At 45.2% G+C, this 10,396-nt stretch carries 12 protein-coding genes; 11 read left to right on the top strand and 1 reads right to left on the bottom strand.

Going from position 1 to position 10,396, the window contains the following annotated elements:
• Positions 1–26: 26 nt before the first annotated feature.
• Positions 27–989, bottom strand: coding sequence for a DMT family transporter (locus AC6CHU_RS17245; protein WP_159863473.1), 963 nt, complete (start codon positions 987–989; stop codon positions 27–29).
• A gap of 269 nt (positions 990–1,258) precedes the next feature.
• Between AC6CHU_RS17245 and prfA the strand changes: the two genes are divergently transcribed.
• The 11 genes from prfA (at position 1,259) to AC6CHU_RS17190 (ending at position 10,328) form a co-directional block, all read left to right on the top strand.
• On the top strand, positions 1,259–2,332 hold the full coding sequence (prfA, locus tag AC6CHU_RS17240; RefSeq protein WP_159863472.1) for a peptide chain release factor 1: 1,074 nt from the start codon (positions 1,259–1,261) through the stop codon (positions 2,330–2,332).
• A gap of 7 nt (positions 2,333–2,339) precedes the next feature.
• Positions 2,340–3,194, top strand: coding sequence for a peptide chain release factor N(5)-glutamine methyltransferase (gene prmC, locus AC6CHU_RS17235; RefSeq protein ID WP_251283451.1), 855 nt, complete (start codon positions 2,340–2,342; stop codon positions 3,192–3,194).
• A 127-nt stretch (positions 3,195–3,321) separates the two neighbouring features.
• Positions 3,322–3,996, top strand: coding sequence for a stage II sporulation protein R (spoIIR, locus tag AC6CHU_RS17230; RefSeq protein WP_236566187.1), 675 nt, complete (start codon positions 3,322–3,324; stop codon positions 3,994–3,996).
• Between the two features lie 377 nt (positions 3,997–4,373).
• The gene (locus AC6CHU_RS17225) at positions 4,374–4,754 is read left to right on the top strand and encodes a KGG domain-containing protein (RefSeq protein WP_159863469.1); all 381 of its coding nucleotides are present in this window, start codon (positions 4,374–4,376) and stop codon (positions 4,752–4,754) included.
• A gap of 179 nt (positions 4,755–4,933) precedes the next feature.
• Positions 4,934–5,380 carry a GNAT family N-acetyltransferase gene (locus AC6CHU_RS17220; RefSeq protein ID WP_159863468.1) on the top strand — a complete coding sequence of 149 codons (447 nt, stop codon included), beginning with the start codon at positions 4,934–4,936 and terminating at the stop codon, positions 5,378–5,380.
• Positions 5,381–5,556: 176 nt separating this feature from the next.
• On the top strand, positions 5,557–6,600 hold the full coding sequence (locus AC6CHU_RS17215) for an L-threonylcarbamoyladenylate synthase (RefSeq protein ID WP_498122494.1): 1,044 nt from the start codon (positions 5,557–5,559) through the stop codon (positions 6,598–6,600).
• Positions 6,601–6,713: 113 nt separating this feature from the next.
• Positions 6,714–7,265 carry a manganese efflux pump MntP gene (locus AC6CHU_RS17210; protein WP_159863466.1) on the top strand — a complete coding sequence of 184 codons (552 nt, stop codon included), beginning with the start codon at positions 6,714–6,716 and terminating at the stop codon, positions 7,263–7,265.
• A gap of 176 nt (positions 7,266–7,441) precedes the next feature.
• Entirely contained in the window at positions 7,442–7,882 is a 441-nt protein-coding gene (locus tag AC6CHU_RS17205) for a low molecular weight protein arginine phosphatase (protein WP_159863465.1), read from the top strand.
• Between the two features lie 16 nt (positions 7,883–7,898).
• Complete coding sequence (locus AC6CHU_RS17200) at positions 7,899–9,194, top strand: methyl-accepting chemotaxis protein (protein WP_159863464.1); 1,296 nt, start codon at positions 7,899–7,901, stop codon at positions 9,192–9,194.
• Between the two features lie 105 nt (positions 9,195–9,299).
• Complete coding sequence (rpiB, locus tag AC6CHU_RS17195) at positions 9,300–9,740, top strand: ribose 5-phosphate isomerase B (RefSeq protein ID WP_035327960.1); 441 nt, start codon at positions 9,300–9,302, stop codon at positions 9,738–9,740.
• A gap of 21 nt (positions 9,741–9,761) precedes the next feature.
• Complete coding sequence (locus tag AC6CHU_RS17190; protein ID WP_159863463.1) at positions 9,762–10,328, top strand: TIGR01440 family protein; 567 nt, start codon at positions 9,762–9,764, stop codon at positions 10,326–10,328.
• Positions 10,329–10,396 lie beyond the last annotated feature (68 nt).

Genomic DNA, 10,396 nt, shown 5'->3' with positions numbered 1-10,396 from the left:
AATGCCCTGATTACCAGGGCATTTTTTTACGCAGCTTTTCTTTTTACAATGGCTTTGTTCGAGGTTACATAACTGTGCAGCACCATGCCAATAACGACAAGGGCCATACCTGTCAAAGAGATTCCGGATGGAAGCGGGCTTGCCAGCAGCAGCACTTCACCGAGAACAGCAAAAAGGACCTCGAGAGATTGGGTTGCTTCCACAGCCCCCAGCTTCTGCATATTGCCGCGGACCAGGTCTGTGGCTGCAAAGAATAGTACAGTGGCAAAAACACCGGAAAAAAGAGCGACTAAACCGGATTGAGTGACCTGGCTGAAACTGGGCACTCCGCTTGTTGCCAGGGCGGCAGCTGAAAGCAGGAACCAAAAGGGAAGACTGGCAATTGTCATCCCGAGCACACGCTGATAGGCATCCAGCCGATTTTCACACACATCCATCATTTTGCGGTTGCCTAATGGGTAGGCGAAGGATGCGATAATCAGGGGAATGATGACAAGCAGCGTATCCCTTATTGAAATGGAGGATGCGTGCTCAGCCTGCATAACCGCAACTCCAAGGAGAATAACCAGACTCATCACCATTCCGCGTAAAGGGATTTTCCCTCTTACCTTCACCGTTCCACTTCCGGTTTGATACGCAACGAAAAAAAGCGGTGCAAGCAAGGACCCGGAGATAATGGTAATCTGCCAGGTTCCGGCAATCAGCCAGCCGGGTCCATAGACTCCTGCAAAACATAAAGGTGCGTAAAATAAACCAAATCCTACAAAACTCCATAGCAGCCATGAACCTGGAGCCTTTTTCATTTCAGCAAATAAAGGCCGCAGATTCCCCCTGAATGCCACAATAGCACCGAGCAGAGGAATCATGAAAAAATAGCGGAGCGATGCACTCCAAAGCCAGCTGCCGCCATCCATTTCCATTGCCCGGTTTAATACAAAAGTGAAAGCAAAGAAAAAGGCGGAGCAAATCCCTAATAAAATGGCCTTCATGCCGGTTCACCCCATTTCCATTTAAAAAAGCTGGTCCTTCTGCCAGCTTCCATATTTTCTAAAGAATAAAACCAATATATAGGAAATGGTCCCATCAGGCAATGACTTTTCAGAAAACTCCTGTACAAAAGAAAGCCATGAATCGTTTTGACTGTGACTATGAGCTATACTATAATTAGAATGTTATGGAGCTGCGGCTTTAAATAAAATGAACTATACCCCGACGGGAAATCCCGCGGTTATTGGATAAAAAATTGAGGTGAATGGCTGTGTTTGATCGTCTTCAATCTGTCGAGGACCGTTATGAAAGATTAAATGAGCTTTTGAGCGATCCGGAAATTGTCAATGATCCGAAAAAGCTTCGCGAATATTCAAAAGAACAGTCCGGTATTCAGGAAACTGTTGACACTTACCGAGAATATAAAGAAGTGAAAGAACAGTATCAGGATGCGCGCGCAATGCTGGAAGAGAAGCTGGATGCAGAAATGCGCGAAATGGTAAAAGAAGAATTGGCTGAGCTTGAGGAAAGAAAAGAGGAACTGGAAGCACGCTTGAAAATCCTTCTTATTCCTAAAGACCCGAATGATGATAAAAACGTTATTATGGAAATCCGCGGTGCTGCCGGCGGTGATGAAGCTGCATTGTTTGCGGGGGATTTATACCGCATGTACAGCCGCTTTGCCGAGGCGCAGGGCTGGAAGATCGATGTCATTGAAGCCAGCTCTACGGGTGTTGGCGGATATAAAGAAATCATCTTTATGATCAATGGGAATGGCGCCTATTCCAAGCTTAAGTTCGAAAATGGCGCACACCGTGTTCAGCGTGTACCGGAGACAGAGTCCGGCGGGCGCATCCACACTTCTACTGCAACAGTGGCGGTTCTTCCGGAAGCAGAAGAAGTGGAAATCGACATTCATGAAAAAGATATCCGCGTGGATACATTTGCTTCAAGCGGACCGGGCGGACAGAGTGTTAACACGACGATGTCAGCTGTTCGTCTGACTCACTTGCCGACAGGGACGGTTGTATCCTGCCAGGATGAAAAGTCACAAATCAAGAATAAAGAAAAAGCGATGAAGGTACTTCGTGCGCGTGTTTATGATAAGTTTCAGCAGGAAGCACAGGCGGAATATGACCAGCAGCGTAAATCAGCTGTAGGTACTGGAGACCGTTCTGAGCGTATCCGTACGTACAACTTCCCTCAAAACCGTGTAACCGATCACCGCATCGGCTTAACGATTCAGAAGCTTGATCAGATCCTTCAAGGCAAGCTTGATGAGGTTATTGACGCGCTAATCGTGGAAGAGCAATCTGCCAAGCTGGACAGTGCATCCAATGAGTAATCCAACAATGAAAGTATACGAAGCCCTCAACTGGGCTTCTTCTTTTTTAAAGAAGTCCAATCGTGATGAAAATGCTGGTGAGCTGCTATTGCAGCATTTTATGAAGATGAGCAGGGCAAGCTTTCTTGCTAATCTGCGTGAAGAAGTGAATTCCGAAGTCCTGTCTGAGTTCCAGAGTGCTGTGCAGGCACACGCAGAGGGCCAGCCTGTTCAGTATATCATCGGCACTGAGGAATTTTACGGGCGCACCTTCGAGGTGAATGAAAATGTGCTGATTCCAAGGCCGGAAACAGAAGAACTGGTATATCATGCTTTGCAGAAAATCAACAAGCTGTTCTGCTCTGTGAATGGTCTTGAACTGGCGGATATCGGAACCGGAAGCGGGGCGATTGCTGTTACGATGAAGCTTGAGAAACCGGAATTGAAGGTCACGGCCACAGATATCTATGGACCGACCCTTGAGCTAGCGGAAAGAAATGCAGAACAGAATGGCGCTGAAATCGAATTTGTCAAAGGAGACCTTCTGCAGCCCCTTATCTTAAAAGGAAAGAAATTTGATATCATCCTATCAAACCCTCCGTATATCCCAGAAAAGGATATTGAGTGGATGTCAGATGTAGTCACGGAGCATGAGCCGCATCGTGCCCTCTTTGCCGGGGAAGATGGGCTGGATCTGTACAAGCGCTTTACGGCAGAGCTGCCGGCTGTCATTAAAGACCGTGCCCTCATCGGCTTCGAAGTAGGTGCAGGACAAAGTGAAGCAGTATCTGCACTCCTGCAAAAAGCCTTCCCACAGGCTGCTATCGAAACCATCTACGACATAAACGGCAAAGACCGAATGGTTTTTGCGGAAATCGGGTGACAGGCACCACCCGAATTTTGTCGAAAAGAATAAAATTAATAGAAACTAGAAAAATATTAATTTTAATAGTTTAAGAATTTGCCATCCTGTCCACACTGTGGATAGTGAAGGGATGGTGGCGGAAATGATGAACACAAAAACGATTGTGAAATTATATGTACTGATTTTATCCTTAGGAACCATTTTAAGTTTATATATACCGCAAACAGAAGTGACAGCTGATGAACCGATGGTAATACCAAATGAGGCCATCAGGCTGCGCATTCTGGCCAACAGCGATAATGAAGAGGACCAGGCAGTTAAAAGAAAAGTAAGAGACGCAGTAAATGCAGAAATCACAGAGTGGGTGTCAGAGCTGACCTCTATCGATGATGCCCGCGAACTGATCCAGTCCAGATTGCCTGAGATTCAGAAGATTGCAGAACAAGTAGTAGCTGAAGAAGGAGCGAACCAAAGTGTAAATGCCGACTTTGGAAAAGTCAGCTTCCCGACGAAATTATATGGACAATTCTTATATCCTGCAGGCGAATACGAAGCAATCTTAATCACTCTTGGCGAGGGAAAAGGTGCGAACTGGTGGTGCGTGCTATTCCCTCCACTATGCTTCCTTGACTTCTCAAACGGTGTAGCTGTAAGCGAAGGCTTTGAAGAGGAAGACAAGAAGGGAGTAGTGCAAGCAGAAGAAATCGCTGCTGACACAGACTCCGAAAAGGAAACCCCTCCGGTTTATACAGAGGAAGATGAAGAACCAGCAGAAGTAAAATTTTTCTTAGTAGAAATCTGGGAAAAAATCTTCGGGTAAGCCCTGCTGCAGAGCAGGGTTTTTTTTCGGACTTCCTTCAGTCTATTTCGGGAGCGGAAAAAGTGGATTTGAAGGTCAACTTCGGACACAGAAACAAAAAAGGGGATACAGAGTCAGAACCTGGCCCAACTTGTGATACAAAAGTACAAAAAAGCGCCCACAGAGTCAGAACCTGTTCCAACTTCAAACACAGAAACAACAAAAAACCACCCAGAGTCCACCGTCCAATTCTCTTTAGAATCGTTTTAAAAAGTGGAAAATAAATTACAATTAAGACAAGCATATAACATCTTCCTTTCAAGCGTTTGAATCTACTAGAAACGGATATTTAAAGTAGTGTAACAACAAAACACAAACGTAAAAGGAGATGAAAGATTATGGCTAAAAACAACAATAATAACAACGATAAAATGTCTCGTGAGGAACGAGGACGCATGGGTGGAGAAGCAACAAGCCGCAACCATGATAAGGAATTCTATCAGGAAATCGGCTCCAAAGGCGGAGAGGCAACAGCTGAAAACCATGACATGGATTTCTACCAGGAAATCGGCTCCAAAGGCGGAGAAGCAACAGCTGAAAACCATGACAAGGACTTTTACCAGGAAATAGGCCAAAAAGGCGGAGAAGCAACATCCGAAAATCATGACAAAGAATTCTACCAGGAAATTGGACGCAAAGGCGGAGAAGCAACAAGTGAAAATCATGACCGCGATTTCTATGAAGAAATCGGAAGAAAAGGCGGCAACTCGAACGACTAAACCTGCCGCAGGAAAAATGCATATGATAGTAATAATATAAGCACGGCAGCCGTATCAGACAGCTGCCGTGTTTCATTTTTATAGAGTCTTTCATAATGTAAAAATATTTTTTGATTCTAGTTCTACTTTTTCTATTTTTTCATATTCATAGAGTGACAATTCGAAAATGGGGTGAAGAAATGGAAACAGGTGTAGTGAGATGTGCTCATGCTTCAGATGTGGAGAATCTGGCATCATTTCTGGAATCGGCAAACTTAAGTACGGACGGGATAAAAGAAGCAATTGAATATTTTTTAATTATGGAGAATGATTCCGGGGATATTAAGGCTACCCTGGGAATTGAACCTCATGGAAAGGTCGGTCTTTTGAGATCGCTTGTGATGACTCCGACAGCAACTGAAAAAGATTTATTTATTTTATTTGAGCAAATATTAATGCTGGCCAGGGATCGGGGCATGGAGGCATTGTATCTTGCATCGAATAAGCGGAATTCGCTGGCCTTTTTCAGCCTGCTTGGCTTTACACAGGAAGAAACAGCGGACTTGCCGGAAGTTTTATTCCACTCAGAGCACGTTAAACACATCCTGACTGTGGATAACTCTTTCTTTTTGAAATTATCCATGTGAATTGTGGGTATCTTTCCAAAGTTATACACAAATTCATCTTATTTATACACAATTTGTGGATAAAACTTGAGTTATCCAGCTTCTTCTACTATACTTTCCAAAGGAATGTTCAAAAAAATGTCGAAAACAAAGGAATTTTGACAGCAAAAAAACATTTTTTGTGAAGGTGGATAACAATGATTACAAAAAGATGGTCGGTGGATAACAGTGTGGATAAAGAAGGCAGTTATTCACAGTTTTCACAGGCTGCCGATCTGTTAAAAAATAATGAAGTGGTCGCTTTTCCAACAGAAACCGTATATGGACTAGGCGGAAATGCGGAAAATGACGATGCAGTCAAAAAAATATTCCAAGCAAAAGGACGTCCGAGTGATAATCCCCTGATTATCCACATTGCTGACAAAGCCCAGCTGGACGGGTTTGTAACTGAAATTCCCCAAAATGCACAGGCACTCATGAATGTATTTTGGCCGGGACCGCTTACGCTCATTTTTATTCTGAAGGGTGGGGTTCTTTCCCAATATGCAACAGCGGGTTTATCCACAGTGGCTGTGAGAATGCCGGATCATCCGGTGGCATTGGAGCTTCTGAAGAAAACGGGTCTTCCGATTGCTGCTCCAAGTGCAAACAGATCAGGAAGGCCAAGCCCGACAACGGCTGAGCATGTCTGGGAGGACCTGAATGGAAGAATTGCCGGTTTAGTGGACGGAGGTCCGACTGGTGTTGGTGTGGAATCAACCGTTGTGGATTGTACGGGGGAAGTGCCGGTGATCCTAAGGCCAGGAGGCATTACAAGAGAACAGCTGGAAGAGGTTGTGGGCGATGTCAGCGTAGACCCGGCCTTAGCCGATGAAAGTCAGGCGCCGAAATCTCCGGGGATGAAGTACCGTCACTATGCACCGGATGCACCTCTGTATTTAGTAGAAGGAACAAGAGAGGATATCCAGCACTTTGTTGATGATAAGAAGCAGGAAGGTCTTTCAGTTGGCGTTCTGACGACAGTGGAAAATCGGGAATTCTATCATGCTGACTATGTATATGCCTGCGGACAGCGGGAAAAGCTTGAGACCGTAGCGAGCTCCCTCTATGAAGCATTAAGATATTTCAATACTACAGATGCTGAGGTTATTTTCTGTGAGATGTTTCCGGGGGAAGGTGTCGGGCATGCCATTATGAACCGCCTGATGAAGGCAGCTGGTCACAGGGTCATCAGCAGATAATAAAGAAACCGTTTCAGTATGAAGCGGTTTTTTAGTTTGTAAAAAAGACGCTGGCATTCTAAATCCGCTTGGACGTGCATATGCTGAATTAGCAAGTCCGAGGGGGAGGAAAAATGTCTGCAATGATTGGGGAAGTTTTAACATTAGGTTTAATGGCATTCGCATTGGGGATGGATGCTTTTTCAGTAGGTCTTGGCATGGGGATGTACAAACTCCGCCTCAGACAAATAGCTAAAATCGGCATCACCATTGGACTTTTCCATGTATTGATGCCGTTAATAGGAATGATAGCAGGGAGATTTCTTTCGAATACATTTGGAGCCATTGCCGGATACGTTGGCGGGGGCCTGCTCCTTTTATTAGGCGTGCAGATGATTTGGTCAAGCTTCAGAGATGATGAAGACAGCTTAATAACACCGGTTGGCATAGGGCTCCTGATTTTTGCACTGAGTGTCAGCCTTGATAGTTTTTCAGTCGGCCTAAGCCTCGGAATCTACGGAGCTAAAACCTTCCTGGTGCTCGTTTTCTTCGGAGCTGGGGCTGCCATCCTCACATGGGCCGGCCTCCTCACCGGCAGAAAAGTACAAAGCTGGATCGGCTCCTACAGCGAAGCTCTAGGAGGCGCCATCCTCCTGGCTTTCGGGGTAAAGCTGTTATTTTTATAGAAGTTCGTCTGTGTTTAAATGTTAATATTTTGTGAAAAATGAGAAGGGTGCGGGCTGCCCTTTTTTCTTTTTTTGCTTGGGAGCTATAGGTGTTTATGGGAAATTTGTCTTATAATGTAAGAAAAGTTGGATAAAGATTTATCGTAATAAACCGATATAAAGGAGGGAGAGATTCTATGGCCAATGTATTATTCGTTTGTACGGGAAATACATGCAGAAGCCCGATGGCAGAAGCCATTTTAAAAAGCAGAACGATTCCCGGTGTGGAAGTGAAGTCAGCCGGCGTATTTGCAGCAGACGGCAGTGAGGCGTCCGCGAATACGAAAAGTGTACTGGAGGAGAACGGAATTCAGCTGCAGCATCAGTCGTCCAGTATGCGTGAAGATTTAATAGTATGGGCGAACTATATTTTAACGATGACAGCCGGCCACAAAAATACGGTCCTGTCCATGTTTCCTGAAGCAGAGGGCAAAACCTTTACATTAAAAGAATTTGCTGGTGCTGCGGGAGATATTATTGATCCATATGGGGGACCGGTTGAGATATATAGAAGTACCTTTAAAGATCTGACAGAAGCGATTGATCAAATTTTGGATCGCATAAAGAGACAAGATTAATCAGGGGGATACTATAATGGGGGAGAAAAAGGTCTATAAGTTCGGCCTTAGAAAAAAACTCGTATTATTCATCACGTTGCTGGCCATCATTACATACACAACAAGTGCTGGATTTCTCTATTTTTTATATCCAAGCATAGATGAGATGCTTCCATTTGGAGAGGCTGTTTTTACTATATTAACCTTAGGGATGGGGATTTTCTGGTCAGGGGTTCTTGCCTTTTTTGCTGCAGGCTTTATCATCAAACCATTGCAGAAACTTGAAAAAACAGCACTCATGGCTGCCAATGGCGATATCGGCCAGGATGCAGAGCTTGCAGCATCGGATGATGAAATCCGGTCATTGGGCATTGCGTTCAACCATATGCTTTCCAATTTAAGAGATATGGTTCATAAGATTGACGAGAACTTTAGAGAAACAAATGAAAAAGTCATTGCCATGTCTTCTGAGTCCTCTGCAGCTGCAGAGCAGGCAGATGCAATTGCCAGAACGATCAGTGAGATTTCCCAGGGAGCAGATAGCTCAGCCGTGTCCATTCAGTCAACAGCTGAATCCATGGAAGATGTCCTGCGCATAGCCCAGGAAGTTCAGGATACAGCAAAAGCCTCACAAAATGTTTCCGGTGAAATGGTTCAGGACCTGATGGAATCAAAGAAAGTGATTCATTCACTTATTTCCGGCATAGAAAAACTGGCTCAGGATAATGAGGAATCACTCCAGACAGTAAAGCGACTTGAGCAAAACGCCGTAAAGGTAGAGCAGATAATCCAGCTGGTCGGTGACATTGCCGCACAGACAAACCTTCTCGCTTTAAATGCTTCTATTGAAGCAGCCCGTGCGGGGGACCATGGCAAAGGGTTTGCCGTGGTCGCTGAAGAAGTTCGGAAGCTTGCAGATGAAAGTGCGCAGGCAGTCCAGGGCATTTCTGAACTGATAAAAAACATTCAGGAAGAGGTCCGTAATGTTGTTACGCAAATCTCTTATCAGGTGGAGACTGCTAATAATGAAGTGAAAAAAGGCACAAAAACAAATGAAGTAATTGAGGAAATGGCGAAAGTGGTCAATGAAATGGCTGCTTCAGTGTCTGCCATTTCAGGGCTGGTGGATAACCAAATGGAAGGCATCCAGCATACATCTACCCAAACACAGGAAGTAGCGGCCATTGCGGAAGAAACATCAGCAGGAGCACAGGAGGTTTCAGCTGCCACTCAGCAGCAGACAGCTGTAATCGGCAATGTGGAAAGGCTCGCCATCGAGCTAAAGGAGCAGGCAGAAAAATTAAACAGCACTATTACTAAATTTAAACTATAAGGGAGCCCAAATAAGGCTCCCTTTCTTTATATTTTCAAGGTTTTGTGTCAAAATAAGAGCATAATGTGTCAAAAATAAAGCGGCTTCAAACTGGAGGGTTTCATTATGAAAATTGCAATTGCATCAGACCATGGGGGACTTAATCTCCGCGAAGAAATAAAAAACCTGATGGATGAAATGGGCATTGAATATGAGGATTTTGGCTGTGAGTGCGAAACTTCGGTAGATTATCCGGATTATGCATTGCCTGTTGCTGAAAAGGTTGCAGGCGGTGAATTTGATAAAGGCATTCTGATCTGCGGAACCGGGATCGGCATGTCCATCTCTGCCAACAAAGTGAAGGGAATCCGCTGTGCGCTCGTGCATGATGTATTCAGTGCAAAAGCAACCCGTGAACATAATGACAGCAATATCCTCGCTATGGGTGAACGGGTAATTGGCCCTGGCCTTGCCCGGGAAATTGCAAAAGTATGGCTTTCAACAGATTTTGAAGGCGGCCGCCATGAAAACCGTGTCGGAAAGATTACTGCTTACGAAACGAAGTAAACTTTCGAAAGGGTGGGCTTTTTGATCGATCAATGGAAAACAGAGTTGGATACAATCATTCGTGAATTCATCGAACAAGTTCCTTTAAATGAAAAGCATATTCTTGCAGTGGGCTGCAGCACAAGTGAAGTCGCCGGGAAAAGAATAGGCACAGCCGGAACGGAACAAGTGGCTGAAATGATATTTGAGCGGCTGGACAAGCTCCGCCAGGACACAGGGGCTGCTCTTGCCTTTCAATGCTGTGAGCATTTGAACAGGGCATTAGTGGTTGAACGGGCAGTGGCCGAGGCGAAAAACCTGGAGGAAGTGGCTGTCATTCCTCACCGCAAGGCTGGCGGCGCGATGGCGACATACGCCTATGAACATTTTGAAGATCCCGTCATGGTCGAATTTATCAAGGCAGATGCGGGCATCGACATCGGAGATACCCTGATCGGCATGCACCTGAAGCATGTAGCGGTTCCCATCAGGACCTCTCAAAAATCAATCGGCGAGGCGCACGTCACCCTGGCCAAAACTAGGCCGAAACTCATCGGCGGGGCCCGGGCTATCTATGAACGAAAATCTGATAACGAATCCTGCAGATAGAAGATTTAATACCAATTAGCTGCCCCGATCATTTGATGATTGGGGCTTTAAATATTCCGTTGGGTGAC

The organism is Cytobacillus sp. GQ23 (assembly GCF_059758675.1).
This window is presented reverse-complemented; position numbering and strand designations above follow the sequence as displayed.